Genomic DNA, 24,909 nt, shown 5'->3' on the forward strand with positions numbered 1-24,909 from the left:
ACGGGTGGGCCTGGCGCGATATGGATGAACCCATGAGCAGCGACGGGGGAGCCCGATCCGGGGCCGACGAGCCGACGAGTTTCGCACTGCAACCACCTCAGCCGCAGGCGCCGGTACCGGGCAACCCGTACGCGACGCCCACCCAGGTGGTGCCGCCCCGGGTGGCCGCCGCCGCGGTGACGGCTGAGGACCCCGGGGCCGGGCGCCTCATCGCCGGACGCTACCGGCTCATCGGCAGGCTCGGGCACGGCGGGATGGGCACGGTGTGGCGGGCCCAGGACGAGACGGTGGACCGGGAGGTCGCCGTCAAGGAGCCCCGCGTCCCGGACCATCTTCCCGAACGCGAACGTGCCAACGTCTTCGAGCGGATGCGCCGCGAGGCCCGGGCCGCCGCCCGGCTCGATCACCCGGCGGTCGTCGACGTCCACGACGTCGCGGTCGTGGACGGGCAGCCGTGGATCGTGATGGAGCTGGTCCAGGGCCGTTCGCTCGGCGACGCGCTCCAGGAGGGCACCCTGTCCGCGCGCGAGGCGGCCCGGATCGGCCTGGAGGTGCTCGGCGCGCTGGAGGCCGCGCACGCGGCGGGCATCCTGCACCGCGACGTGAAACCGGACAACGTGCTGCTCGGCCGGTACGACCGGGTGGTCCTCACCGACTTCGGCATCGCCCGGATCGAGGGCGAGACCAGCCTGACCGACACCGGCGGTTTCGTCGGCTCGCCCGAGTACATCGCGCCCGAGCGCGTGCTGGGCCAGCGCCCCGGCCCGGCAAGCGACCTGTGGTCCCTGGGCGTCGTGCTGTACGCGGCGACGGAGGGCGTCTCGCCGTTCCGCCGCAGCAACACCCCGGCCACCCTGCAGTCCGTCCTCAACGCCACGCCCGCACCGCCCGCCTCCGCCCCCGGCCCGCTCGCCGAAGCGATCAACGGCCTGCTGCACAAGGACCCGGCCCGGCGTCCGGACGCCGCACGGGTGCGGGCGCTGCTGGAGGCGGCCGCGCACCCGCCCGCCGCACAGCCCACGCGGATCGTGCAGGTCACGGGCGACGGCGGTGGCGGACGAAGAGGTATCCGGCTCGGCCGCACGGCCTGGATCGGCCTCGGCGCGGCGGCCCTGGCGGTGGCGGTGACGGCGTTCCTGGTGCTCGCGAACCCGTTCGCCGGGCCGCTGCCCGACGGCTGGCAGGTCCGCCAGGAGAAGGAACTCGGGGCCGCGCTGGCGGTTCCGGTCGACTACCGGCGGACCGTGCCGGACCCGGAGCCGAACCGGGGACCCCGGGTCGTGTACAGCGACTGGAGCGGCAGCGTCTGGATCGGCCTGTCCCTGGACAGGAAGGCGCAGGACACCGGGCGCACCATCGCCGGCTCGGCGGCCGCCGAGATGTACGACGACGACACCGGCTTCAAGGAGAGCGGCAGCTACGAGCTGGACATGCCGGAGAACCCCCGCACGCAGCCCGCGGAGACCACGTACCGGGGCGAGAAGGCGGCGGAGAACACCGTCAGGTACGACACCGACGACAACCAGAACCCGCTTCCCCGCGAACTCCGGATCTTCTACGTCCAGAAGCCCGGCGGCGACATGTACAAACTCACCGTCAGCTACCCGGGCAAGGGCGACTTCACCGACCGCGGGCGTGAGGTGGCGCGCACGGCGATCGCGCATCTGGACATCGAAGGGACCTGAACCGGCCCCGGTCCGCCCCGCGTCGACATAGTCGCGCCCCGCAGGGTACTGATGGGGCATGAGGAACGACGGGGGCGAGGCAGACGCCGACCAGGGCCGGCTGGTCGGCGGGCGGTACCGGCTCATGGAGCGCATCGGCTCCGGCGGCTCCGGTACGGTCTGGCGGGCCTTCGACGAGCTCGAACGGCGTGAAGTCGCCGTCAAACAGCCCCGGTTGCCCGGCGACCCGGAGGGTGAGGAGCACCGGCGGGCGGCCCACCGGCTGCATCGCGAGGCCCGTGCCGCCGCCCGGGTCGACCATCCCGCCGCGGTCACCATCCTCGACGTCGTCGTGGAGGCCGAGCAGCCGGACCAGCGCCCGCGCCCGCAAGGTCCCGACGAGCTCGACGCGACGGAGCTGCTCGACGGACTCCCCTGGATCGTCATGGAGTTGGTGCCGGGCGAGTCCCTGCGCGACACGCTCCGCCGCGGCCCGGTCGACCCGCCCGAAGCCGCCCGGATCGGCCTCGCCCTGCTCGGCGCCCTGCGCACGGCGCACTCCGTGGGCATCGTGCACCGGGACGTGAAACCGTCCAACGTGCTGATCGCCGAGGGCGGCCGGGTCGTGCTCACCGACTTCGGCACCTCGCCCGCCCAGGGCGACGAATCGCCCTCCTCCGGCGAGGAGTTCACCGAGCCGCCCGCATGGGTCGCACCCGAGCGGATGTCGGGCCGCATCGCCGGGCCCGCGTCCGACCTGTGGTCCCTGGGCGTGCTGCTGTACACCGCCGTGGAGGGCGCGTCCCCGTCCCGGCGGGCCATCTCGCAGGGCACGTCCTCCGCGCTCCTCACCGCCGAACGCGCCGAACGCGCCGAACGCGCCGGACGTGCCGCACCTGCCGAACCCGCCGGCTCCGCCGAGCCGCGACGCGCCGGACCGCTCGGGCCGCTCATCGGACGGCTGCTGGTGCCGGACCCCGAACAGCGGCCGGACGCCGAGGAGGTCGCGAAGGAACTGGAGGCGGTGGCGGGACCGGCCGCCGGGACCCACGAGCCGCCCGCACGCGAACGGGCGGTTCGGCAGGAGACCGAGGCGGCAGCGGCAGCTCGGCGGCAGCTGACACCGGCTGCGCGCCAGGAACCCGTACCTGCTGTGCGGCGGGAACCCGTCTCGGCTGCGGGGCAGGAACCCGTACCGGCCAAGCCGCAGACACCCGTACCGCCCGCGGAGCCGGAGGCGATACCGCCCCTGGCGCAGACGACGACACCGTCCGTCCGGGGGCGGCAGGCGACGACCGTGCCCCCAGGAGCGACCCTCACGGAGAGGGAAGCCGCGCCCCATCCCGGGGACCGGGAGCCCGCCTCCGCCCCCGCGCTCGCCAGACGCCGCACCCTCCTCCGCCCCGGCCCCCTCGCCCTGCTCGGCGCGCTGCTCGCCGGCGGCGCGGGCGCTGCCACCCATCTCGCCGGCACCAGCAGCGCCGAGACCACCGAGACCGCCGGAACCACCGGGTCCGCCGAACACGCCGCGGACGCAACCGACACCACCGGCAGCGCCGACACCCCCGCCACCACCGACGCCTGGACCCCGCACCCCGAGCCGGACCTGGCCGCCGTCCTGTACCTCCCGCGCCGTTTCCACCTCCTCGAGCGGACCGGCGACGGCACCGGCGGGCCCCGCACGGCGCTGTACGGCGACGACGACCGGGGCGGCTCGGTCCAGGTCCGTCTCCGGTTCTGGGAACGGGCGCCCGGCTCCCCGATGGCACAGGCCAGGAAGACACCCGAGGCCGGGGGAGAGACGCACTACTCCCGCACCGGCGTCCAGGGTCACGCAGCCGCCCTCGCCGACACCGCCTACCACCGGGGCGAGCAGCCCCGGCGGGCCCTGCGGGTGCTGATCCGCGCCGACGGCGACCGCATGTACGAACTGCGCGTCGACATGCCGGCGGGCACGCCCGAAGAGCGTGCGGGCGTCGCCCTGTTCGAGGGCGCCCGGGACCGGCTCGGGATCGTGAAGGGCTGAACCACTTCCCGAGCCATCGCACAACGCCCTGATCAGGGCGTTTGTTGCCAGCGATCACTGGCACCGTGTGTGCAGTCGGTGAAGCCGCATTACCGACGGGTACCCAAAGCCTCCGTCGAGGCATACTCTGCGGCTCATGACGGACGCGCAGGCCGCCGAGAAGACGGCAGAGACCGGCCCGGCACAGACCGGTACGAACCCCCTCGCCCCCGCACCGGAGGGCGCCCGCACCGCCGCCGACGTGGTGACGCCCGAGCTGGTGGCCCAGCTCACCAAGGGCGTGGTCGGCTCCGGCCGGACGGCCAACCACACGCCGTTCACCGGTGAGAAGCTGGCCGACCTCCCCGAGGCGACGCCCGAGGACGTGGCCGAGGCCTTCGCCCTGGCCCGGACCGCCCAGCCGGTCTGGGAGCGCACGCCCGTACGGCAGCGCGCCGCCGTCCTGCTCCGCTTCCACGACCTGCTGCTGGAGCGTCAGGGCGAGGTGCTGGACCTGATCCAGCTGGAGACCGGCAAGGCCCGTCTGCACGCCCACGAGGAGGTCCAGGCCGTCGCGGTCGCCGCCCGGCACTACGGCCGCAAGGCCCCGTCCTACCTCCGCCCCAAGCGGCACGCCGGCGCCGTCCCGGCCCTGACGAAGGTCGTCGAACGGCGGCACGCACGCGGTGTGGTGGGCCAGATCGCCCCCTGGAACTACCCCCTCGAACTCTCCGTCGGCGACGCGCTCCCGGCCTTCGTCGCGGGCAACGCGGTCGTCATGAAGCCCGACACGGAGACCTGCCTGACCGCCCTGTGGGCCCGCGACCTGCTCATCGAGGCCGGCCTGCCCGCCGAGGTCTTCCAGGTCGTCCTCGGCGAGGGTCCGGTCGTCGGCCCCGAGGTGGTCCGCCACGCCGACTACGTCTCCTTCACCGGCTCCACCCGCACCGGCCGCGAGGTCGCCCAGGGCGCCGCCGCCCGGCTGGTCGGGGTCTCCCTCGAACTCGGCGGCAAGAACGCCATGCTGGTGCTGGAGGACGCCGACGTGGAGAAGGCCGCGGCCGGTGCCGTCCGCGCCTGCTTCTCCTCCGCCGGCCAGCTGTGCATCTCCATCGAACGGCTCTTCGTCCACGAGTCGATCGCGGACGCCTTCCTGGAGCGCTTCGCCGCCCGGACCAGGGCGATGCGCCTCGGCACGTCCCTGGCGTACGGGGCCGACATGGGCTCCCTGGTCGGCGAGCGCCAACTGGAGACCGTCACGCGGCACGTGGCGGAGGCCGTCGCGAAGGGCGCGAAGGTGGTGGCGGGCGGTGTGGCCCGGCCCGACATCGGCCCCTACTTCTTCGAGCCCACCATCCTCGACGAAGTCGGCACGGACATGTCCGTGTGCGCGGAGGAGACCTTCGGCCCGGTCGTCTCGGTCTACCGCTTCAGCAGCGAGGACGAGGCGATCGAGCGCGCCAACGCCACCGCGTACGGCCTCAACTCCTCGGTGTGGACGAAGAGCGGCCGCCGCGGCCAGGAGGTCGCCGCCCGCCTGCGCACCGGCACGGTCAACATCAACGAGGGCTACGCGCCCGCCTACGGCAGCGTCCAGTCGCCCATGGGCGGCATGAAGGACTCCGGCCTCGGCCGGCGCCACGGCTCCGAGGGCATCCTCAAGTACACGGAGGCCCAGACGGTCGCCCACCAGCGGGTCCTGCCGATGGCCCCGTCCCTGGGCATGGACGACGAGAAGTACGCCCGGTTCATGAGCCGGAGCCTGCGCCTGATGAAGGCGTTCGGGTTCCGGTAGGCACCGGCAGACGCCCCTTCGCGACCCCGCACGGACACTCGACGAGGAGAACACGTGCCTCAGGACACTCACGACTACGACGTCATCGTCGTAGGTTCCGGCTTCGGCGGCTCGGTGACCGCCCTGCGCCTCACCGAGAAGGGCTACCGCGTAGGTGTCCTGGAGGCAGGCCGCCGCTTCACCCGCGAGACCCTCCCGAAGAACTCCTGGGACCTGAAGAACTACCTCTGGGCCCCCAAGCTCGGCATGTACGGCATCCAGCGCATCCACCTGCTGGGCAACGTCATGGTCCTGGCGGGCGCGGGCGTCGGCGGCGGCTCCCTCAACTACGCCAACACCCTCTACGTCCCCCCGAAGCAGTTCTTCGAGGACCCCCAGTGGCGTGACATCACCGACTGGCAGGACGAGCTCACGCCCTACTACGACCAGGCCCGCCGCATGCTGGGCGTCCGGACCAACCCGACCATGACGCCCTCCGACGTGCACCTGAAGGCCGCCGCCGAGCGGATGGGCTGCGGCGACACCTTCCACCTCGCCCCCGTCGGCGTCTTCTTCGGCGACGGCCGGGACGCCGACGGCTCGGTCAGGGCGAAGCCCGGCCAGGAGGTGCCCGACCCCTACTTCGGCGGGGTGGGCCCGGCCCGCAAGGCCTGCGCGGAGTGCGGCGAGTGCATGACCGGCTGCCGCCACGGCGCGAAGAACACCCTCAACGAGAACTACCTGCACCTGGCCGAGAAGGCCGGCGCGGTCGTCCATCCCCTGACCACGGTCGTCTCGGTCACCGACGACTCGCGCGGCGGCTACGCGGTCGCCACCCTGCCCACCGACGGCCGCCGCAAGGCCGAGGGCCGCACCTACACGGCCCGCCACGTCGTCCTCGCCGCCGGCACGTACGGCACCCAGACGCTCCTGCACCGCATGAAGGCCGGAGGCCAGCTGCCGCACCTCTCGGACCGGCTGGGCGAGCTGACCCGCACCAACTCCGAGGCCCTGGTCGGCGCGCAGACCGACGACCGGCGCTACCGCAAGGCCCACGGCGCGCCCAGGGCCGACTTCACGCGCGGCGTGGCCATCACGTCCTCGATCCATCCCGACGCCAACACCCACGTCGAGCCGGTCCGCTACGGCAAGGGCTCCAACTCGATGGGCAGCCTGTCCATCCTGCAGGTCCCCTTCTCCGGGCGGAACTCGGGCACCTCACGGGTCCTGGGCTTCCTCGGCCACGCGGCCCGCCACCCCGTCCTCGTGCTGCGCTCGCTGTCCAACCGCCGCTGGTCGGAGCGGACCATCATCGGCCTGGTGATGCAGTCGCTGGACAACTCCCTGACGACGTACCTGAAGCCGTCGGGGGTGGGCCGCGGCCTGCTCACCGCACGCCAGGGCCACGGCGCCCCCAACCCGAAGCAGATCAAGGCGGCCAGCGAGAGCGCCTCGGCACTCGCCGCCGAGATCAACGGCTTCGCCGGCTCCAACGTCGGCGAGCTGATGGGCACTCCGCTCACCGCGCACTTCCTGGGCGGCTGCCCCATCGGCGACTCCCGCGAGACCGGCGTGATCGACCCGTACCACCGCCTCTACGGCCACCCGGGCATCTCCGTCGTGGACGGCGCCGCGGTCTCCGCCAACCTGGGTGTGAACCCGTCGCTCACCATCACGGCCCAGGCCGAGCGGGCCATGTCGTTCTGGCCCAACAAGGGCGAGCCCGACCCGCGCCCGCAGCAGGGCGCCGCCTACGAGCGGTTGAAGCCGGTCGAGCCGAAGTCCCCGGCGGTCCCGGCGGAGGCCTTCGGGGCCCTGCGGCTGCCGTTCCTCGGGATGCCGGCCGTACCTCCCAGGAAGTAGCCGCATCCGGAGCCCGCACGGGCACACGGAAGAGGGACCTGCGCCCCCCTCCGAGCGCAGGTCCCTCTTCTGCTTGTGGCGCGGCGGCCGGACGGCCGCTGTGGCGCTTACGCCTCGACGCCGGCCTTGCGGCGACGGACCACGAAGATCGCACCGGCACCGGCGACGACCGCGGCACCGCCGACCAGGCTGATCATCGGCAGGGCGGAGCTGGAGCCGGTCTCGGCGAGGCTGCCGGTGACCTCCGGCGTGTTGCCGCTGGGCTTCTCGTCGGTGACGGGCGCCTTGCCGCCTTCCTGCGGCTTGGTGCCACCGGTGTCCGTACCGGCGGAGACGATCTGGAACTTGTACGACACGTCACCGAAGCCGGTGCACTCGGCGTCGTTGTCGCCGTAGATCGTCGCGCCGAGCGAGAAGCCGGCGCCGACCGGGGCGGACTTGCTCACGTTGAGGCGCAGCGGGATGTTGACCTCGTACTCGGGCTGCAGCTCGTCGGTGTAACCGACGTAACCGACCGCGTAGCCGCCCTCGTTGAGGTCGACCCAGATCTTGTCCTGGGGGTCCCAGGCCTGGAGCTGGACCTGCTTGCTGGAGAACAGCTCCTCGCCGTTCTTGTCGGGGGAGGCCCCGGCGAAGAAGTCGAGGTCGTTCAGCGTCGAGTCGGAGTTGTTCAGCACGTTCAGCGAGAACTTGTGCCAGCCGCTGCCCGCCGCGATCTTGCCGGGCAGGCCGGAGATGCTGACGTCGACCTTGGTGTCCTCGCAGATCGAGGGCTCGGGGTCGGGGGACTCCGACTCCTCGGGCTCCGACGTCGAGGGCGACGGGGAGGACTCGGTCGCGGACGCGCTCGGCGAGCTCGACGTCTCGGGCGCGGACTCGCTCACGGACGTGCTGGGCGACGGCGAGGTCTCGGGCGTGGTCTCGGACGCCGACGGCGAGGGAGACGTCTCGGGAGCGGACTCGCTCACCGACGCGCTCGGCGTGGGCGTGGTTTCGTCGGTCGCGTACGCGGCCGGTGCCGCGAGCAGTGCCACCGGGGCTATGACCGCCGTGGCGGCCGCTGCTGCCATGGCGCGGCGAAGCTTCATGAAGACCTCGGAAAGTCCGGCGTACCGCGGGGTGCGGTACGAACGTTGGGGGAGGCCTCCGCGTGTGGGGCGCGGGAGTGGCCCTTGGTTCGGCAGGTTTGATCCGTGAAACCTGTGAAAGGTTGCGTCGGCATTCACAGAATTCTTATGTGGGCTGCGTCACAGCGGGAACCTTCTTGTGAAGGCGCTTTCCACCCGCTTAGATCTATGGCTCGTGTCTGAAAAGCCGTCCGACGATCAACCGTCGGCCTCGGAAATCCCCGACGACGTCTGGGAACAGTTCACCCGCGACACCGAGCGGGACATCCGTGCCTCGGCCCCGAAGGAGCCGTCCGCGCGGGCGCGCATGGTGACCGAGCGGCTGCGCCGGCAGGAGGAGCGGGGCGAACTGCCTCCCGGCTGGCGCACCGGCCCCGACCCGCTGGAGGCGAACCGGCGCGTGGGGCGGCGCCGCAAGCTGTGGGCCGTGCTCGGGGTGCCGGTCGCCGCCGCCGTGGTGCTGGTGGCCCTCAAGCCCTCCCTGCTGCCCGGCGACCCCTTCGGCTCGGACGGACCGGGGGCCGCCGCGGCCTCCCCGCTGCCCGCCGAGACGGCGGCGCCGACCGCGCCGCCCGCCGGGTCGGCGCCGCGGACCCCCACCCTGGACGAGCCGTTCGCCGGCTCCCCGGCCCTGCGCTGGGCCGACGGCGAGGCCGGCATCGTGCTGCCCGAGGCGAAGGCCGTCGGCCCGGTCCCGGAAGAACGCGTCGCCCAGGCGCTGGAGCTGACCAAGCGGCTGCTGGTGGCCGCCAACCTCGATCCGCGGACGGTGCGCGGCGCCCGTCCCGAGGCCGCGTTCGCCGTGCTCGACCCGAAGCAGCCGGAGCTGCTCGACGACCTGGACACCGCCCTGCGCTCCCCGAGCGAGCGGAACGACCCCCTGACGATGTTCAGCCGGTTCGACCCCGACGAGATCCGGCCGGTCGGCGACGTCGTCAAGACGCGCGGCCGTATGACCTTCGAGCAGGGCTCGCGGGCGGGCGTGGTGGTGCACGCCGACTACACCTTCGTCTACCCGGTCACCCGCGCCGACGGACGCCCCGAGGTCGCCCGCACCATCGTGCGGCGGGTCATCGACGTCGAGCTCCCCGACCCCACCCGCTACCGGGTCACCCCGGGCCGGCTCAGCGTCAAGAAGTACGACGAGGAGATCGGCAATTCCGCCTGCGACGTCCACGACGGCTACCTGCACCCGCGGTTCGGGTCCGACGACGACCGGGGCCGCGAGCCCACGGGCCCGAAGATCGACCCCTACGACCGCAGCCGGGGCATCGACGAGGGCGGCCCCTGCGGGACGGTGACGCGCACCTGACCGGCGGCCGGAGGGCGCGGCGCGGAGGCGGACGCGCAGAGCCAAGGCGAAGGTGGAGGCGGACGCGCAGAGCGAAGGGCCCCGCGGGGCGGAGCCGCGGGGCCCTTCTTCCCGTCAGCACCGACGTCAGGGCAGCGCCGGTGCCTGGAAGCGGCGCCGGGGGGTTGCGCCGCTGGTCTTCACCTCTGGCAGTGGGGCAATGCCGTTGCCCGCGAGGGGACGTGGGGCTGTGTACGCATCGTGCTGGATGAGCGCGGCGCCCGCAACCGGCCGACCCAGCCCTGTGTGCATCCGTGCGATGTCCCGCCGGCCGGCCCCGGGCGTCCCCGGAGCCGGCCGTTCTCTTGGGTGACCGGGCTGCTGTCCCCTGCCGTCCGGTCACTTCCCTGGAGCGAGGTCCCACGACGCACGGCACGATCCGTGCGTCTCATCGCTCCAGTGAGCCACGCGTGGTTCTCTCGGGCCCGCGCCTGGCTGGCACGGACACCGGGACCAACGAGACCGCCCGGGGGCGGTCACGCGCCGTACGGGTGAGGAGGATGCGCACGTCTGTCCCGCGAACGCGGATTCCTCGCGCGGGTCAGATCCTGCCGCGGCACAGCTCCAGCAGCGTCATCGCGAGCGTCGTGCCCGGCTTGCCCAGGGCCTGCCTGTAGTGGCCGAGGACCTCCATCTCGCGCGAGAGGTTCACGCGCCGGCCGCCGGAGCCGATCCGCGCTTCCTGGATGACGGCCGAGACGGCCGCCCGTTCCAGGATCAGGCCGATGATCCGGTCGTCGAGCGCGTCGATCCGCTCGCGGGCGCCGGTGATCACGTCGGCGGCCTCGGCGGTACGGGCACCGGTCACGTCGGTGGCGGTCATGAGGGGCTCCTCGTCGTCAAGGGGTGCCCCGGTCCGGCAAGGCCCCGACGACGGCAGACGCCCCGGGCCTTGTCGGCCCGGGGCGCCTGGGAAGTCGCTTGTCAGTTGCTCAAGCAGCACGACCATGGCAGCCGGCGGGCCGGGTGCCATAGGTAAAGACGAAGGTCGTGTGCGCGTGCATGGGGCCAGTATGCCCCCGGGCGCAGGGGCGTCCAAACGGGTTCGCATCCTGAGACGGCCGGCCGGCGGCCCGCTTCGCACCGTGGGCGGGACACCCGCGGCGAGCACCTCGGTAGAATCGGGTGGCACAAGACCCCCGCCCCACCGCCGGAAGGCACCCCGTGTCATCAGCGACTCCCGCTGCCAACGCCGCCGACACCGTCCTGGTCGTCGACTTCGGCGCGCAGTACGCCCAGCTCATCGCCCGTCGCGTCCGCGAGGCGCGGGTCTACAGCGAGATCGTGCCGAGCACGATGCCGGTCGAGGAGATCCTCGCCAAGAACCCCGCGGCGATCATCCTCTCCGGCGGCCCCTCGTCGGTCTACGAGGAGGGCGCCCCCCGCCTCGACCGCGCGCTCTTCGAGGCCGGCGTCCCCGTCTTCGGCATGTGCTACGGCTTCCAGCTGATGGCGCAGACCCTCGGCGGCACCGTCGACAACACCGGCGCTCGCGAGTACGGCCGCACCGACCTGCACGTCTCCAAGGTCTCCTCCACCCTCTTCGAGGGCACCCCCGCCGAGCAGGCGGTCTGGATGTCCCACGGCGACGCCTGCTCCGCCGCCCCCGAGGGCTTCTCCGTCACGGCCTCCACGGACGTCGTCCCGGTCGCCGCCTTCGAGAACGACGAGAAGAAGCTCTACGGCGTCCAGTACCACCCCGAGGTGATGCACTCCACGCACGGGCAGCAGGTGCTGGAGCACTTCCTCTACCGGGGCGCGGGCCTGACCCCCTCCTGGACCACGGGCAACGTGATCGAGGAGCAGGTCGCCGCGATCCGCGAGCAGGTCGGCGACAAGCGCGCCATCTGCGGGCTGTCCGGCGGCGTGGACTCCGCGGTCGCCGCGGCCCTCGTGCAGAAGGCCATCGGCTCCCAGCTGACCTGCGTCTACGTCGACCACGGCCTGATGCGCAAGGGCGAGACCGAGCAGGTCGAGAAGGACTTCGTGGCCGCGACCGGCGTGCAGCTGAAGGTCGTGGACGCCGAGGAGCGGTTCCTCAAGGCGCTCGCCGGGGTCTCCGACCCCGAGGAGAAGCGGAAGATCATCGGCCGCGAGTTCATCCGGGTCTTCGAGCAGGCCCAGGCCGAGATCATCGCCGACGAGGGCCCGGCCGTGGAGTTCCTCGTCCAGGGCACGCTCTACCCGGACGTCGTCGAGTCCGGCGGCGGCACCGGCACCGCCAACATCAAGTCCCACCACAACGTCGGCGGCCTGCCCGAGGACCTCGAGTTCCAGCTGATCGAGCCGCTGCGCAAGCTGTTCAAGGACGAGGTCCGCATGGTCGGCCAGGAGCTCGGCCTGCCGGAGGAGATCGTCCAGCGCCAGCCCTTCCCCGGCCCCGGCCTCGGCATCCGCATCGTCGGCGAGGTCACCAGGGAGCGTCTGGACCTGCTGCGCGAGGCCGACGCCATCGCCCGCGAGGAGCTCACGGCGGCCGGCCTCGACCGGGACATCTGGCAGTGCCCGGTGGTCCTGCTCGCGGACGTCCGCAGCGTCGGCGTCCAGGGCGACGGCCGCACCTACGGCCACCCCATCGTGCTGCGTCCCGTCTCCTCCGAGGACGCCATGACGGCCGACTGGTCGCGCCTGCCGTACGACGTCCTCGCGCGGATCTCCACCCGCATCACCAACGAGGTACGCGACGTCAACCGCGTCGTCCTCGACGTGACCTCGAAGCCCCCGGGCACCATCGAGTGGGAGTGAGCACTCCCCGGGTGACTCCTACGTGCGCTTGATCGTGCGCAGGGGGGCGCCGGGCGTCCAGACCTGGACGACGAGGTAGGTGTCGTCCTCGACGCAGGTCCGCACGACCTCCGTCAGCTCGGTGCGGAAGAGGTGGAACGGCTCCGGCGGTTCCACCTCTTCGACGTATCCGGCCTTGGTCTCCACGTCGTCGACCTCGATCGCCCGGCCGCTGATCCGCACGTCGCCGCCGCCCATACCCGTGCCCTCCCCGGGGTTCGCCTGGAGCGCGAAGCGCGGGTCGCGGCGCAGGTCACGGGCCTTGAGTGAGTCCGGCATCATGCCGAGCCACAGCTCGCCGCCGAGGAAGCGCACCTCCAGGCCGCTGGTGCGGGGCGAGCCGTCCCTGCGGAGCGTGGCGAGGACGTGATGGGTGTAGGCGCCGAAGCGCTGCTCGACCGTGTGGGCCAGATCCGGTTCGGCGGTGGTGAATGCCGCCCAGTTCGCTGTCATACGCAGAGTGTGGCGCCGAAAACCGACATCTTCTGTCAGGTATCGGTCCCGGCGCCGGCGGTGTCACACGGCTCGGTGTGCCACCGGACGTACGTACCTCTCCACCCCGTCCTCGTCCCGGACCGGAGCGCACCCGGCGTCCCTCAGCCGCTGGGCCAGCCGTGCGCGCTTGGCCGCGTTGACGCGCAGCGCGACCATCAGGAGCGCCGGCACCAGCACGGCCAGGGGGAGCAGCACGGCGTACGCGCCGGTCACCGGAGCCAGCAGCAGGAACAGGGCCGCGCAGCCCCAGGCCATGACGTGCAGCTGCCTCGGGTCGGCTGCGGCGAGGGCGCGGTCGTACGCGATGAGCGTGCCGAGCAGGTCGACGTCCGCCTTCGCCTCCGGCACCGGCGTCAGCGAACCCAGGTACATCCCGGGCACCGGCCGGTCCTTGCCCGGGTCCGGGAACGCGGTCAGGTTGGCCGCCGCCCGCTGCTGCGCCGCCGGACCGGTGTCCCGGGCCAGCCGGACGTGCAGCAGCTTGTACCGGCCGACCAGGCGTACCCCCGCGTACCGGAAGCCGTAGCACTCGGCGACATAGGCCAGGGCAGCCGCCACGTCGGTGTCGTCGGGGGCGATGATCTCGATCACGTCCTGGGTCGCGATCTGCCGCATGAGGGGCCTGAGGTGGCGGTCGATGCTCAAGGAGGGCTCCGATGGTGCTGTGCCGCGCCGGCCGGAACCGGACGCCGCATTCGTCGTTCCGGACACCAGACCCACGGGGCCCCGCAAGGGTTGCGCGCGTCATCTTTACGGAACATGTCTGTTCACCCCACCTCACCGGCGGTAACTTCCGCCCCTAGAGCAACCCAGTGCCGGAGGACACATGCACGGGCCCACGCCGCCTCTCCCGGTCCCCACCGACCGCCTGCAGTTCGCGATGCCGCCGATGCACGAGTCGGTCGAGGACGAGCGCCGGCACCGCAAGGAACGCCTCGCGGGCGCCCTCCGGATCTTCGGCCGCCTCGGCTACGAGGACGGTGTCTCCGGGCACATCACCGCCCGCGACCCGGAGTACTCCGACTGCTTCTGGGTCAACCCCTTCGGGCTGCCCTTCCGGCACGTCACCGTGAGCGACCTGGTGCTCGCCAACCAGGACGGCCAGGTCGTCGAGGGCCGCTACCACGTCAACCAGGCCGCCTTCACCGTGCACGCCCAGGTCCACGCCGCCCGCCCCGACGTGGTGGCCGTCGCCCACTGCCACTCGGTGCACGGCCGGGCGCTCGCCGCCCTCGGTGACCTCCTGGAGCCGATCACCCAGGAGAGCTGCGCCTTCTACGAGGACCACGCCCTGTACGACACCTACACCGGTGTCGCCGTCGACGCCGAGGAGGGCCGGCGCATCGCGGGCGTGCTCGGCTCCCGCAAGGCGCTCGTGCTGCGCAACCACGGGCTGCTGACCGTCGGGGACTCGGTGGACGCGGCGGCCTGGTGGTTCGTGTCGATGGAGCGGTCCTGCCAGGTGCAGCTGACCGCCCAGGCGGCCGGGCGGCCGGTCCGGATCGACCACCGGATGGCCGTGGCCACGCGCGAGCAGCTCGGCGGCGACCTGGTGGCGTGGATCAACTACCAGCCGATGTGGCAGGACATCAGCCGGCGTGAGCCGGACCTGCTGGACTAGGCGCCGGCCTCGCCGGCCCTCATCGGAAGCCGCGCAGTACCGCCGCCTTGGTCATCGCGAACTCCTCGTCCGTGAGGACGCCGTCGTGGTGCAGCCGCCCCAGCTCGCGCAGGCGGCGCAGCAGTACGTCATGGTGGTCGGGGCCGCCCGGCGGCAGCGGAGGGGCGGACGCGGGCCGCGCTTCGGCGCCGTCGAACCCCTCGGCCCCCTCGGTCCCGTCCGTCCCCCCGGGTTCTTCGGCGGGCCGGGTGGACGGGTGCGGCAGGCGGGCGGTGACCGCCGTCGCGACCAGCGCGGTCAGCAGGTCCCGGCGCTTGCTGCCCCACAGGTCCAGGGCGTAGGGGTCCTTCTCCGGCGGCAGCTTCGAGAGCACCGTCTCGTGGGTCACGAAGCGCAGGAAGCCGTCCTCCTGGCTGGTGTTCGGCAGCCACTCCACCCGCACCAGCTCGCCCAGGCCGATGATCCGCGGACCGGTGGCGCGTTTGACCCGCTCGGAGGTGTCGGACCAGTCGATCCGCACCTGCGAGCCGTCGAAGGAGACCGTTCCGTCCGAGGAGCGCACCGAGACCGGAACGGGCGGGCCGGGCAGCAGATACGCCTTCGAGGGTTCCTTCGGCACCCGGTCCAGCAGCAGCGCGCGGCGGATCTCCTCGGCGAGGTACTCGGCGACCGCCGTCCGGTCGGCGTCCACCGTCAGCCGGTACGGATCGGCCGCGTCCGGCAGCCGCCCGCCGGTCGCCTGGAGCAGCGGATCGGCACCCTCGCGCAGCCGCAACCGGAGCCGCCCGCCCTTGCGTTCGGGCTCCAGGACGACCCCCGCCACGGCCTCCAGGGGCACCGCGATCTCACCGTACGTCTGCCGGAACAGCGGCACGGAGCGGTGCAGACCGGGAGTGATCCGGATGGTGCCGCCGTCGAAGGCCCAGGTTCCGTCGCGCTGGCTGATCTCGGCCATAGGGGAATTCTCGCAGCCCGGTCAACAAGGCAGGCCGAACTTCACCCGTGTTGACGAGGCGGGGCGGACGCGGACCGGGTGGTATAGGGCACAATTCGTCCTCGTCGCACGGGAGTTGCACAGCGGTGTTTCCGGGGTCCGGAAGACCGGCGGTGGTTGGGTCGCGGGAAGGCGGGCGTCGGGCGTGACGGTGCGCGAGGCGGGGCAGGGCGGCGGGGACGCGGGCGGGTACGCAGGGGCGTACGCGAACCCGCGCACACCCCCGCACACGAGTGTCCGGGACGGTGCGGCCGCGGGCGCGTACACCGGTGGACACGCGAGCGGATACGCGGGTGGACACGTGGGCGGACACGGCGGCGGTTATCCCGGGGGCTACGGCGACCGCCGCACGGGCGGCGATGACGGCGGGCCCGGCCACGGGGGCGGGTGCGCCTGCGGGGACTGTCCCCACGGTGCCCGGGAGGGGCATCGGCGGGCCGTCGCCGCGTTCCTGCGCAGACGCGACGAGTTCGCGGCCGGGCACGGGCTGCCGGCCGCGGTCGCCCACTCCGCCTCGGCCTCCCGCCAATGGGTCTCCGAGGAACTGGCGCAGTCCGCGGGACTCGTCGCCGAGCGGGGGCGTGCCGAGGGGCAGGCGTGGCTCGCCGGGCTGTGGCGCCGCACCGCCGTCGCCGTGTGGGCGGGCGTCGTCCTGCTGCTGCTCGGGCAGGCCCTCACCGCGGTCGGCGCGGGCTGGACGTCGGCCCGTACGGCCGGGCTGGCCGCCGCGCTGGTGGTCGCCGGGGCGCTGACCGCCGCGTCGTGGTTCCACCGGGCGAAGGGCGGTGCGCTGGCGCCCCTGATCGGTGAGGACAACCGGCTGTCGACGTCCCGTACCGTCGCCGCGGTGTGGGTGCTCTTCGTGGCCTACTCGGTGCTCGTGCTGGCCGGGCGGCTCGCGGCCGCCTCCCGGCACGCGGAGCGGGACGCGTTGATCTCCGGGCTGTACCTCGCCCGGGGCGCCGGTGTCGTGACCGTGCTGGCCGTGGTGTGCGGGATCGCCGTGCTCGTGCGGCGGGTGGTCGGGCTGCGGGTGCTGGGGCAGCGGCTGCAGAAGGTGCGCGCCGACCGGCCCCGCGCGGCCGACCTGCTGACCGACGACTCCGGGCACGGGACCTTCGCGGACATCCAGTACGTCGTGATCAGCGGCGTCGCCCTGGTGTTCGCGGCGGTGCGGCTGGCCAGGCGGCCGGAGCAGCTGCCGGACCTGCCGTGGGGGCTGGCGGTGGTGGTGCTGGTGTCGGCGGCGACGTACCTGGCCGGGAAGTACGCGGAGGGCGGGCGGCCGGTCATCCTCTCCGTGGTCCGGGCCCGGGAGGCGGGGGACCTGGACGCGCCGATCCGGACCGGGGACGACATCGAGATCCGGGGTGCGGGGTTCGTCCCGCCGGGTGCGCGCGGGGCGGACCGGCTGGCGCGGATGGTCGTGCGGGTGGGGACGGTGCATGTCCATGTGCCGCTGGTGCCGGTCCCGGGCGGGTTCCGGAACCCGACGGACACGCTGCTGACCGTGCCGGTGCCGGCGGATGTGGAGCCGGGGCGGGTGGAGGTGCAGGTCGTCACCGCCGCGGGGGTGGAGACGAATCGGTATGCGGTGGATGTGACGGAGTAGTGGAGGGCGCGCCTTCTTCGCCTTACGGGGGTGGGGCGGGGCCGTGCCGGCAGGTGTCCGTCCTCGGAACGGGGCGATGGGGTTGCGTGCCGACTGACTGTTGGCTGACGCGCCAACCGCTGCGGGCGGACACCCCCCCGGCACTGCCCCTTGCGCCGTCCGGCGGGTGCGGGTCGTCGTCCGCCTCGCTCGCCGACCGTCGTGCCGCTGCCGTGGGACGGACACGGGGAGGCGCAGCGGGGCCGGGTCAGAAAAGCCCGGTCCGCAGGATTGAGCCGGGGCTGATTGTCGTACGTATGGTCTGTTGAGGGGGTCTCGGCACCGGCGGGCGAGAGGCGGCTAGGCAGCGATGACTCACGGTATGAGAACGGACACGCACACGCCCTATCCCGGCGGCAGGGGAGACTGGCGGGACACCGGCGTCCGGTACGCCCTGCTGCCTCTGCGGATCTTCCTGGGCGTCACTTTCGTCTACGCAGGCCTGGACAAACTCACCGACAGCGCCTTCATGAAGGAAGCCGGTTCCGGGTCGATCGGCGACATGATGCGGGCCGTCCGGGACTCCTCCGCGATTCCGGCCCTGGTGGACCTCTCCCTGAAGAACCCCGTCGGGTTCGGCTACGCCATCGCCTTCGGAGAACTGGCCGTCGGCATCGGCACCCTGCTCGGCCTCTTCGCCCGGCTGGCCGCACTGGGCGGCGCGCTCATCTCCCTCAGCCTCTGGCTCACCGTGAGCTGGGCCTCCGACCCGTACTACTACGGCAACGACCTCGCCTACCTCATGGCCTGGATCCCTCTCGTCCTGGCGGGCGCCCCCCTGCTGTCCGTGGACGCCGCCTTGCGGGCCCGGCGACGGCAGCGGAGGGGCGAGTACTGACCACGCCGCACTGCCGGCGGGTGCGCCCCGCCGTCATGTCGCCATGTCCGGGCCGGTTCCGTCCGCGGGGGTGCGGACGGAGCGGCGGCGCCGGCGGATCCGGCCCGTCACCAAGGCGACCGCGCCGGCGAGGAACAGCCCGCCCGTGACGAGGGGGATCGCCACGAACCACGGAGTCTCCCAGGCGCCGTCGGCGTCACCGGCGTAGAGGACGCCGACCAGGAGGAGAACCGCGCCGGCGACGAGCTTTCCGGGCTGGAGTTCATGACGCAGCACGGGTCACCTCCGCCTGTCCCACGCCGACCTGGAGGTCCAGGTCGACGGTGCCGGACTTCTTGACGCCCTGCGCGGGGGAGAGGGTGGTCTCCTGGTGCCGGCCCGGCTTCACGTCCACGTCCTTCTTGTCGTCGCCCGGCAGCTGGAGGTCGCCCATCCCCACGTCGACGCTCAGCCGCACGGTCACGTCCTCGGGCACGAGCACCCGTATGCGGCCCACGCCGACGTCGGCGCGGGTGGTCACGGTCTGGTCCGCTGCCAGGTCCAGGCGGGTCAGGTCCAGCGTGCCGACGCCGGTGCCCAGGTCGTACCGCGGGCGTATGTCCGCCGCCGTCGCGGGCTGCCAGGTGGTGCGGTTCCACTGGGTGCCGATGTCCTTGGGCACGGCCGCCGAGGCGGTGAGCAGGCCGGCCGTGATGATCGCCAGGAGGAGGGAGCCCGCCCCGGTCCGGCCGAGGAAGGCGCTGACCGCGATGCCCAGGCCGAAGACGGCCAGGGCGCAGGACAGGCCGGTCTGCAGGCTGGTGCCGAGCGGGTGGGTGTCCCAGGTCCGGCTCGTGCCCAGGGCGCCCGCGAGCAGGGCCAGCAGGAAGATCCAGCCGCCGATCCAGCGGGGCCCGCGCGGCCCGGGCGGCCGGATGCGCGGGGCGGGTATGTCCTCGCGGTCCCGCGGGCGCGTGCCGAGGCTGATGTTGACGGCTGCCGCCACGTCGAGGTCGCGGGTGTCGCGAGGGCCCCACAGGTAGCCCGTCCCCCCGATGTGCGTGCCGTCCTTGACGATGGGGTCGCGCCACCACGAGGGATAGGTGGCCAGGACGGGCGGCGCCTGCGGCTCCGGCGGGGCGTCGGCGGCCGCCTGGGCGGCCAGCGGGTCGGGGCTGGGGGCGCCGCGCTGACGGGACCAGTAGCCGGCGCCGGCCAGGAGGAGCGAGAGGACGACGGCGAAGGTCAGCACCCCGCCGTTCCTCAGCATCGTCAGGAACACGCCGCAGCCGACCAGCGCGAACAGCACGGCCGTCAGGGCCTGGCCGTCGACGCGGCCGGTGAGCAGCTTGCGCACCTCGTTCTCGTCCTCGTCGTCGTAGGGGACGAAGAGCCAGGCGAAGCCGTAGAAGAGGAGGCCGATGCCGCCGGTGGCGGAGAGCACCGCGAGGGTGATCCGGAAGATGACCGGGTCCATGTCGCACTGCCGCCCGAGGCCGGCGCAGACTCCCGCCAGGGTCTTGTGGCGGCGGTCGCGGCGGAAGATGTGGGGCGGTCCGGGCGGGACGGACTCCCCGGCCGGGCCGGCCGGGTCGGTGCCTCCCGGTCCGTCCGCGCCCGCGTGCCCGGGAGCACGCGGGGGCCGGGGGGAGCCCGCGGCGGGCGCGGCATCCTGCGGCCCGGCACCCGGAGCGGGGCGCGGGCCGGAGCCGGGTCCCGGACCCGTCGCGGCGTGCTCGTGATCGGTCATGGGTCCATGGTGACGGGCGCGGCGCCGCGGCGGCAGTCGGAACGACCCTGGCCGGACCCTGATATCGGCCCTGAGGGACGGCCCGGGAAGCGTTCGACGGGCCGGTCGGGGAGATCAGGGGAGTCTCCGGGGCGGACCCTGATGCTCCGGCCTTCCGCACGTGTGACCATCGATGGCATGTCGGAAGCCGCAGCAGCGCCACTCGCCGAGCCGCGGCCGCCGCGCAAGCTCTACCGCAGCAGCGACGGGCGCTGGCTGGGGGGCGTGGCGCGGGGGCTCGCCGGGCACCTCGGGCTGCCCGTGATCTGGGTGCGGCTCGTCTTCATCGGCCTGTTCATGGCCGACGGCCTCGGCGCGCTGCTGTACGCCGCGTTCTGGTTCTTCGTCCCGCTCGGAGTCGGCGGGGTCGACGCGCAGAAGCCGCCCTCGCTGGTCACCACGGAGACCTCCCCCGACGGCCGGCGCAAGCTCGTCACGCGCAGGCCCGACAAGGGCCAGCTGGTGGCCCTGCTCCTCATGGTCGTCGTGGCCATGGTCTTCGTGGGCAACGTGAACCTCAGCGGCGGCGCCCGGGCCTATCTCTGGCCCATGGTCCTCGTCGGCGCCGGCGTCGCCCTGGTCTGGCGGCAGGCGGACAACGCCCGCCGCGCCCGCTGGGCCGAGGTCGGCCGCCGCCGGCGCACGGTGACGCTGCTGCGCTCGGTCGGCGGTGTGCTGCTGGTGACGGCCGGCGTCTCGGGCATCTTCGTCCTGCAGGGCTCCGCCGCCCACCTCGGCTCCGTCCTGCAGGCGGCCCTCGCGGTCCTCGTGGGGATAACGCTGCTGGCGGGCCCGTATCTCGTCCGTATGACGCAGGACCTCTCCGAGGAGCGGCTGATGCGCATCCGTGCCCAGGAGCGCGCGGAGGTCGCCGCCCATGTGCACGACTCGGTGCTGCACACGCTCACCTTGATCCAGCGCAACGCGGAGAACGCGGGCGAGGTGCGCCGCCTCGCCCGCGCCCAGGAGCGCGACCTGCGCACCTGGCTCTACAAGCCGGAGGGCACGGGCAAGGACGAGGCCGACGAGCCCACGACCCTCGCCGACGCGGTGCGGCGCAACGCGGCCGAGGTGGAGGACAAGCACGGCGTCCCCATCGAGGTCGTGGTGGTGGGGGACTGCCCGCTCGACGAGCGAGTCGCCGCGCAGATGCAGGCCGCGCGCGAAGCAATGGTGAACGCCGCCAAGTACGGTGGCGAGGGAGGAGCCGTACAGGTCTACGCAGAGGTCGAGGGGAAGACGGTCTTCGTGTCCGTCCGGGACCGCGGACCCGGCTTCGACCTCGACTCGATACCCGCCGACCGGATGGGTGTCAGAGAATCGATCATCGGCCGCATGGAGCGGAACGGCGGTACGGCGCGGTTGCGCGCGGTGCCGGACGGCGGCACGGAGGTCGAGCTGGAGATGGAGAGGGCGGAGAAGACGTCATGAGCGACCCGACCGAGGCGAACGGTACGGCGGGAGCGGCGGAGGCGGCCGGGCCCGCGGAGTCGGGTGGGCGTCGCGTGCGCGTGGTCCTCGTCGACGACCACCGCATGTTCCGTACGGGAGTCCAGGCCGAGATCGGGCAGACCGAGCAGACCGGCGTCGAGGTCGTCGGCGAGGCGGCGGACGTCGACCAGGCGGTCACGGTCATCACCGCGACCCGGCCCGAGGTGGTCCTCCTCGACGTGCACCTGCCGGGGGGCGGCGGGGTGGAAGTCCTGCGGCGCTGCGCCCCGTTGATGGGCGACTCCGAGCGGCCGGTCCGCTTCCTGGCGCTGTCCGTGTCGGACGCGGCGGAGGACGTGATCGGCGTGATCCGCGGCGGGGCCCGCGGATACGTCACCAAGACGATCACCGGCACGGACCTCGTGGACTCCATCTTCCGCGTCCAGGAGGGCGACGCGGTGTTCTCGCCGAGGCTGGCCGGCTTCGTCCTGGACGCCTTCGCCTCCACGGACGCGCCGCCGGTCGACGAGGACCTGGACCGGCTGACCCAGCGCGAGCGCGAGGTGCTGCGGCTGATCGCCCGGGGATACGCGTACAAGGAGATCGCCAAGCAGCTGTTCATCTCCGTGAAGACGGTCGAGTCGCACGTCTCGGCGGTCCTGCGCAAGCTCCAGCTGTCCAACCGGCACGAGCTGACGCGCTGGGCGACGGCCCGCCGGCTGGTGTGACGCCGGCGCGGTCAGACCACCCGGGTGGCGCCCGCGTACGGCATCTCGTCGAGCGGGGCGACCCGGACGGGGGCTGCGGAGTTGGGGGCGTGGATCATGCGGCCGCCGCCCACGTAGATGCCGACGTGGCTGATGCCGGCGTAGAAGAACACCAGGTCCCCCGGGAGCAGTTCGGAGCGGGAGACCCGGCGGCCCGCGTCGATCTGGGAGTAGGTCGTGCGCGGCAGGGAGACACCGGCGGAGCGGTACGCGGCCTGGACGAGGCCCGAGCAGTCGAAGGCGTTCGGGCCGGTGGCTCCCCAGACGTACGGGCTGCCGAGCTTCTGGTAGGCGTAGGAGACGGCCGCGGCCGCGCGGGCGTTGGGAGCCTGGGAGGTGGCGGAGCCGGGCGCCGCCGGCGTGTCCCGCGCCCCGGAGGCCCGGGAGGCGCGCGGGGACGCGCCGAGCCGGGTGCGCTCCTCGGCGGTCAGCCGGGAGAGCAGTTGCCGTGCCGACCCCAGCTTGCCGGTGACCGTCTTCTTGTGGCGTTTCAGCTCCGACTGCCGTGACTTCAGGGAGGCCAGTTCGATGTGCGCGGCGCCGCGCAGCTGCTCGATCTCCCGGAGCTGCTTGCGGACGCCCGCGACGGCGGACTGCTGCCGGTTGCCGGCCCGCTCGACGAACTCGGCGTTCTGCAGGTAGCGGTCGGGGTCGTCGGACAGGGCGAGTTGCAGTGCGGGATCCAGGCCGCCGCCGCGGTACTGGGCGGACGCGACCGTTCCGAGGGCCTCACGGGCCGTGTGGAGCCGCTCCTCCTTGCGGGCCGCCTGGTCCTGGAGCGCCTTCAGCCGCTGCCCGGCCGCCTCGGCCTTCTCCTTCGCGCCGTTGTACTTCTCGGTGGCGACCTCCGCCTCCTGGTACAGCTTGTCCACCTTGGCCTTGACCTGGCCGGGGGTGAGCTGCGGTTCGGCGTGTCCGGTCCCGTCGAAGCCCGTCGCCGTCGCCGCGCCCGCGAGGGCGATGGTGGCGGCCGTGCGGGCCTTGCTGCCACCTGTCGGGCGCTGTCGGGGCTTGCGGTGCGCTGCCACTCGGAGGCCACGTCCTTTCCTCGACCGCCGGCGGGTGCGTACGGCCGTCGGGGGAGCGGACAGCGGCCTGTGCGCGCCCGGCGACGGCCCGCACAGGGGAAGCGGACCGCCGCCGGACCTTCTCGGCGGTGGTGTCCGACTGCCGCCCCTGGCCCGGGCGGCGGTGGGGAGCCGGTCACCTGCTGCAGGACGCTAAACCTCGGCGTCCGGGGCCGGGGGCGGGTGCGCGGAAGTGTCCCGAGAGGACCGGCGGTGACCGTATGCGACCGTGCCGACTTCCCGCCGCCGTCCACTTCACTCAGCGTGATGACCGATGCGCCGATATCCCGGGCGGGTGACGGTGATCGGGTGCTATGGGGCGCATATATGCAGCGGCGGGCCGGTGTCCGGGGGTCCGGGGGCCCTTAATAGGCTCCGGCCTCATGGACGTACTCATCCACCTCTTCGTCGGCCTCCACATCATCGGCATCGCCGCGCTCCTGGGCGGTTTCCTCACCCAGATGAAGGCGATGGGCCAGGGCGCCGCCCGCTACACCCCCGCGATGCTGCACGGCGCTCTGACGATGCTGGTCACCGGTGTGATCCTGGTCGGCCTCAACCAGGCCGACGACCAGTCCGTGAACAACATCAAGATCGGCGTGAAGCTCGCCCTGCTGATCGTGATCCTCGGCCTGGTCTACGTGAAAAGGGACGACGAGAAGGTCGACAAGGGCCTGTTCGGCCTGGTCGGGCTGCTGACCACGGCGAACGTCTTCATCGCCGTGCTCTGGACCTGACCGCGGCGGGCCGGGTCCCGGCCCGGGCCGCCGCGGCCGCCCGGGCGGTGCACGCGAGCCACAGGGCCACCGCGATCCACAGCAGTGCCTCCCCGGCGGCGTCGAGCCAGGGAACGTCCAGGGCGGCGGCGACGGCCAGCGCCGCGGCCGCCGTCACGGCCGCGCCGAACACCCCGGCCCAGCGGCGCACGTCGTAACCGTGCCGGGGCCACATGAGCGCGGCGGTCAGCAGGGCGACCCAGCACACCAGGGTGAGCACCAGCAGGGCGACGGTGACCCTGGTGAGGACGGCGTGGTCGTCGTCGTTCCACAGGTACAGGCGGCTGCTGTCGGCGCCGAGGAGGCGCGCCCCGGCCAGTGCCGAGACGGCGAGCGCCCCGCCCGCGAGCCACTGCTCCCCGCGCCCCTCGGTGATCTCGCGCGGGGCGAAGCGGAACAGGGCGAGGCAGTAGAGGACCAGCCCCAGCCAGAACAGCACCAGGGCCGCGTGGGCGAGCCAGGCCGCCGACTCGGCCGCGGCGAGCGTCGCACCGAGCACGGCGAGCGCCTCGGTGGCCACGCAGCGCAGGAACACGGTCCCGTCGCGGGCCGGGCCTCCGGCGGCGAGCAGCAGTGTCCAGAGCAGTGCGGCGAGCGCCAGCAGGGCCGCGGCCGACCGCTGCAGGCCGGCCGCCGAGAGGCCGGCGCCGATCAGCGCGGTCGCCGCGGTGAACGTGAGGGCCGCCGGCGTCTGGGCCCGCCACACCGCCCGCGGCAGCCGCCACACGGCGTGGGCCACCGCCACCAGCCAGGCCGCGCAGGCCGGGACGAGCGCGATGCGGGAGAGGACCTCGTACCCCGCCGAGTCGAGACCGCCCGACAGGGCGCCGGTCGTCAGCGCGTAGGTCGCCCACAACGTGACGGACGGGGAGGGGCCGGACATAGCGCCGATGCTAGGCAGCGGCGCGTGCGATCCGAGAGGGGCACGCGCGC

At 73.2% G+C, this 24,909-nt stretch carries 21 protein-coding genes; 12 read left to right on the forward strand and 9 right to left on the reverse strand.

Annotated features, from left to right (window positions below; translation table 11 throughout):
• Positions 1-32: 32 nt before the first annotated feature.
• From ACPXCS_RS21765 to ACPXCS_RS21780, 4 genes are all read left to right on the forward strand, one after another.
• Entirely contained in the window at positions 33-1,685 is a 1,653-nt protein-coding gene (locus ACPXCS_RS21765; protein WP_425948461.1) for a serine/threonine-protein kinase, read from the forward strand.
• A gap of 58 nt (positions 1,686-1,743) precedes the next feature.
• On the forward strand, positions 1,744-3,690 hold the full coding sequence (locus tag ACPXCS_RS21770; protein WP_425948460.1) for a serine/threonine-protein kinase: 1,947 nt from the start codon (positions 1,744-1,746) through the stop codon (positions 3,688-3,690).
• Positions 3,691-3,826: 136 nt separating this feature from the next.
• Positions 3,827-5,464 (forward strand): succinic semialdehyde dehydrogenase, encoded by a 1,638-nt coding sequence (locus ACPXCS_RS21775; RefSeq protein ID WP_425948458.1) that lies wholly within the window; start codon positions 3,827-3,829, stop codon positions 5,462-5,464.
• Positions 5,465-5,518: 54 nt separating this feature from the next.
• Positions 5,519-7,306: a GMC family oxidoreductase N-terminal domain-containing protein gene (locus tag ACPXCS_RS21780; protein ID WP_425948457.1), complete on the forward strand. Its 1,788-nt coding sequence runs from the start codon at positions 5,519-5,521 to the stop codon at positions 7,304-7,306.
• Positions 7,307-7,413: 107 nt separating this feature from the next.
• On the opposite strand, the gene ACPXCS_RS21785 is transcribed toward ACPXCS_RS21780, so the two are convergent.
• A complete protein-coding gene (locus ACPXCS_RS21785; protein ID WP_425948456.1) occupies positions 7,414-8,394 on the reverse strand; it encodes an LAETG motif-containing sortase-dependent surface protein in 981 nt (326 codons plus the stop codon).
• Positions 8,395-8,608: 214 nt separating this feature from the next.
• Here ACPXCS_RS21785 and ACPXCS_RS21790 point away from each other — a divergent pair, with 214 nt between their 5' ends.
• On the forward strand, positions 8,609-9,745 hold the full coding sequence (locus ACPXCS_RS21790; RefSeq protein WP_425948455.1) for a hypothetical protein: 1,137 nt from the start codon (positions 8,609-8,611) through the stop codon (positions 9,743-9,745).
• Between the two features lie 580 nt (positions 9,746-10,325).
• Here the strand turns inward: ACPXCS_RS21790 and ACPXCS_RS21795 are convergent.
• Positions 10,326-10,607 carry a chorismate mutase gene (locus ACPXCS_RS21795; RefSeq protein ID WP_425948453.1) on the reverse strand — a complete coding sequence of 94 codons (282 nt, stop codon included), beginning with the start codon at positions 10,605-10,607 and terminating at the stop codon, positions 10,326-10,328.
• 341 nt (positions 10,608-10,948) lie between these two features.
• Here ACPXCS_RS21795 and guaA point away from each other — a divergent pair, with 341 nt between their 5' ends.
• Positions 10,949-12,529, forward strand: a complete 1,581-nt coding sequence (gene guaA, locus ACPXCS_RS21800) for a glutamine-hydrolyzing GMP synthase (protein ID WP_425948452.1) — start codon at positions 10,949-10,951, stop codon at positions 12,527-12,529.
• Positions 12,530-12,547: 18 nt separating this feature from the next.
• Here the strand turns inward: guaA and ACPXCS_RS21805 are convergent, their stop codons facing one another.
• Positions 12,548-13,021 (reverse strand): pyridoxamine 5'-phosphate oxidase family protein, encoded by a 474-nt coding sequence (locus tag ACPXCS_RS21805; protein ID WP_425948450.1) that lies wholly within the window; start codon positions 13,019-13,021, stop codon positions 12,548-12,550.
• 63 nt (positions 13,022-13,084) lie between these two features.
• Complete coding sequence (locus tag ACPXCS_RS21810; protein WP_425948448.1) at positions 13,085-13,708, reverse strand: hypothetical protein; 624 nt, start codon at positions 13,706-13,708, stop codon at positions 13,085-13,087.
• Between the two features lie 181 nt (positions 13,709-13,889).
• Between ACPXCS_RS21810 and ACPXCS_RS21815 the strand changes: the two genes are divergently transcribed.
• A complete protein-coding gene (locus ACPXCS_RS21815; RefSeq protein ID WP_425948447.1) occupies positions 13,890-14,684 on the forward strand; it encodes a class II aldolase/adducin family protein in 795 nt (264 codons plus the stop codon).
• Positions 14,685-14,703: 19 nt separating this feature from the next.
• Here ACPXCS_RS21815 and ACPXCS_RS21820 read toward each other — a convergent pair whose 3' ends face one another.
• Positions 14,704-15,639, reverse strand: a complete 936-nt coding sequence (locus ACPXCS_RS21820; RefSeq protein ID WP_425948446.1) for a DUF4429 domain-containing protein — start codon at positions 15,637-15,639, stop codon at positions 14,704-14,706.
• Between the two features lie 340 nt (positions 15,640-15,979).
• Here ACPXCS_RS21820 and ACPXCS_RS21825 point away from each other — a divergent pair, with 340 nt between their 5' ends.
• Entirely contained in the window at positions 15,980-17,290 is a 1,311-nt protein-coding gene (locus ACPXCS_RS21825; RefSeq protein WP_425948583.1) for a hypothetical protein, read from the forward strand.
• Between the two features lie 349 nt (positions 17,291-17,639).
• A complete protein-coding gene (locus tag ACPXCS_RS21830; RefSeq protein WP_425948444.1) occupies positions 17,640-18,167 on the forward strand; it encodes a DoxX family protein in 528 nt (175 codons plus the stop codon).
• 33 nt (positions 18,168-18,200) lie between these two features.
• Here the strand turns inward: ACPXCS_RS21830 and ACPXCS_RS21835 are convergent, their stop codons facing one another.
• Together ACPXCS_RS21835 and ACPXCS_RS21840 are read right to left on the reverse strand one after the other, a co-directional pair.
• On the reverse strand, positions 18,201-18,443 hold the full coding sequence (locus tag ACPXCS_RS21835; protein ID WP_425948442.1) for a hypothetical protein: 243 nt from the start codon (positions 18,441-18,443) through the stop codon (positions 18,201-18,203).
• Entirely contained in the window at positions 18,430-19,896 is a 1,467-nt protein-coding gene (locus ACPXCS_RS21840) for a PspC domain-containing protein (RefSeq protein ID WP_425948440.1), read from the reverse strand. The genes ACPXCS_RS21835 and ACPXCS_RS21840 overlap by 14 nt, the downstream gene beginning before the upstream one ends.
• A 177-nt stretch (positions 19,897-20,073) precedes the next feature.
• Here ACPXCS_RS21840 and ACPXCS_RS21845 point away from each other — a divergent pair, with 177 nt between their 5' ends.
• Together ACPXCS_RS21845 and ACPXCS_RS21850 are read left to right on the forward strand one after the other, a co-directional pair.
• A complete protein-coding gene (locus tag ACPXCS_RS21845; protein WP_425948439.1) occupies positions 20,074-21,366 on the forward strand; it encodes a PspC domain-containing protein in 1,293 nt (430 codons plus the stop codon).
• Entirely contained in the window at positions 21,363-22,094 is a 732-nt protein-coding gene (locus ACPXCS_RS21850) for a LuxR C-terminal-related transcriptional regulator (RefSeq protein ID WP_425948438.1), read from the forward strand. Before ACPXCS_RS21845 ends, ACPXCS_RS21850 begins: the two co-directional genes overlap by 4 nt.
• A gap of 11 nt (positions 22,095-22,105) precedes the next feature.
• Here ACPXCS_RS21850 and ACPXCS_RS21855 read toward each other — a convergent pair whose 3' ends face one another.
• Positions 22,106-23,161, reverse strand: a complete 1,056-nt coding sequence (locus ACPXCS_RS21855; RefSeq protein WP_425948437.1) for an NlpC/P60 family protein — start codon at positions 23,159-23,161, stop codon at positions 22,106-22,108.
• 422 nt (positions 23,162-23,583) lie between these two features.
• Here ACPXCS_RS21855 and ACPXCS_RS21860 point away from each other — a divergent pair, with 422 nt between their 5' ends.
• Positions 23,584-23,937 carry a hypothetical protein gene (locus ACPXCS_RS21860; protein WP_425948436.1) on the forward strand — a complete coding sequence of 118 codons (354 nt, stop codon included), beginning with the start codon at positions 23,584-23,586 and terminating at the stop codon, positions 23,935-23,937.
• On the opposite strand, the gene ACPXCS_RS21865 is transcribed toward ACPXCS_RS21860, so the two are convergent.
• On the reverse strand, positions 23,915-24,859 hold the full coding sequence (locus ACPXCS_RS21865) for a hypothetical protein (RefSeq protein ID WP_425948435.1): 945 nt from the start codon (positions 24,857-24,859) through the stop codon (positions 23,915-23,917). The two genes, ACPXCS_RS21860 and ACPXCS_RS21865, sit on opposite strands and share 23 nt — an antisense overlap.
• Between the last annotated feature and the right edge of the window lie 50 nt (positions 24,860-24,909).

The sequence above is a fragment of the Streptomyces sp. DT190 genome, assembly GCF_049846985.1.
GTDB lineage: Bacteria > Actinomycetota > Actinomycetes > Streptomycetales > Streptomycetaceae > Streptomyces.

Excerpts from the sequence above, each read along its gene's own strand:
- ACPXCS_RS21765 (WP_425948461.1), top strand. The coding sequence starts at position 33 with ATGAGCAGCGACGGGGGAGCCCGATCCGGGGCCGACGAGCCGACGAGT.
- ACPXCS_RS21770 (WP_425948460.1), top strand. The coding sequence starts at position 1,744 with ATGAGGAACGACGGGGGCGAGGCAGACGCCGACCAGGGCCGGCTGGTC.
- ACPXCS_RS21775 (WP_425948458.1), top strand. The coding sequence starts at position 3,827 with ATGACGGACGCGCAGGCCGCCGAGAAGACGGCAGAGACCGGCCCGGCA.
- ACPXCS_RS21785 (WP_425948456.1), bottom strand. The coding sequence starts at position 8,394 with ATGAAGCTTCGCCGCGCCATGGCAGCAGCGGCCGCCACGGCGGTCATA.
- ACPXCS_RS21795 (WP_425948453.1), bottom strand. The coding sequence starts at position 10,607 with ATGACCGCCACCGACGTGACCGGTGCCCGTACCGCCGAGGCCGCCGAC.
- ACPXCS_RS21805 (WP_425948450.1), bottom strand. The coding sequence starts at position 13,021 with ATGACAGCGAACTGGGCGGCATTCACCACCGCCGAACCGGATCTGGCC.
- ACPXCS_RS21815 (WP_425948447.1), top strand. The coding sequence starts at position 13,890 with ATGCACGGGCCCACGCCGCCTCTCCCGGTCCCCACCGACCGCCTGCAG.
- ACPXCS_RS21820 (WP_425948446.1), bottom strand. The coding sequence starts at position 15,639 with ATGGCCGAGATCAGCCAGCGCGACGGAACCTGGGCCTTCGACGGCGGC.
- ACPXCS_RS21830 (WP_425948444.1), top strand. The coding sequence starts at position 17,640 with ATGACTCACGGTATGAGAACGGACACGCACACGCCCTATCCCGGCGGC.
- ACPXCS_RS21840 (WP_425948440.1), bottom strand. The coding sequence starts at position 19,896 with ATGACCGATCACGAGCACGCCGCGACGGGTCCGGGACCCGGCTCCGGC.
- ACPXCS_RS21845 (WP_425948439.1), top strand. The coding sequence starts at position 20,074 with ATGTCGGAAGCCGCAGCAGCGCCACTCGCCGAGCCGCGGCCGCCGCGC.
- ACPXCS_RS21850 (WP_425948438.1), top strand. The coding sequence starts at position 21,363 with ATGAGCGACCCGACCGAGGCGAACGGTACGGCGGGAGCGGCGGAGGCG.
- ACPXCS_RS21860 (WP_425948436.1), top strand. The coding sequence starts at position 23,584 with ATGGACGTACTCATCCACCTCTTCGTCGGCCTCCACATCATCGGCATC.
- ACPXCS_RS21865 (WP_425948435.1), bottom strand. The coding sequence starts at position 24,859 with ATGTCCGGCCCCTCCCCGTCCGTCACGTTGTGGGCGACCTACGCGCTG.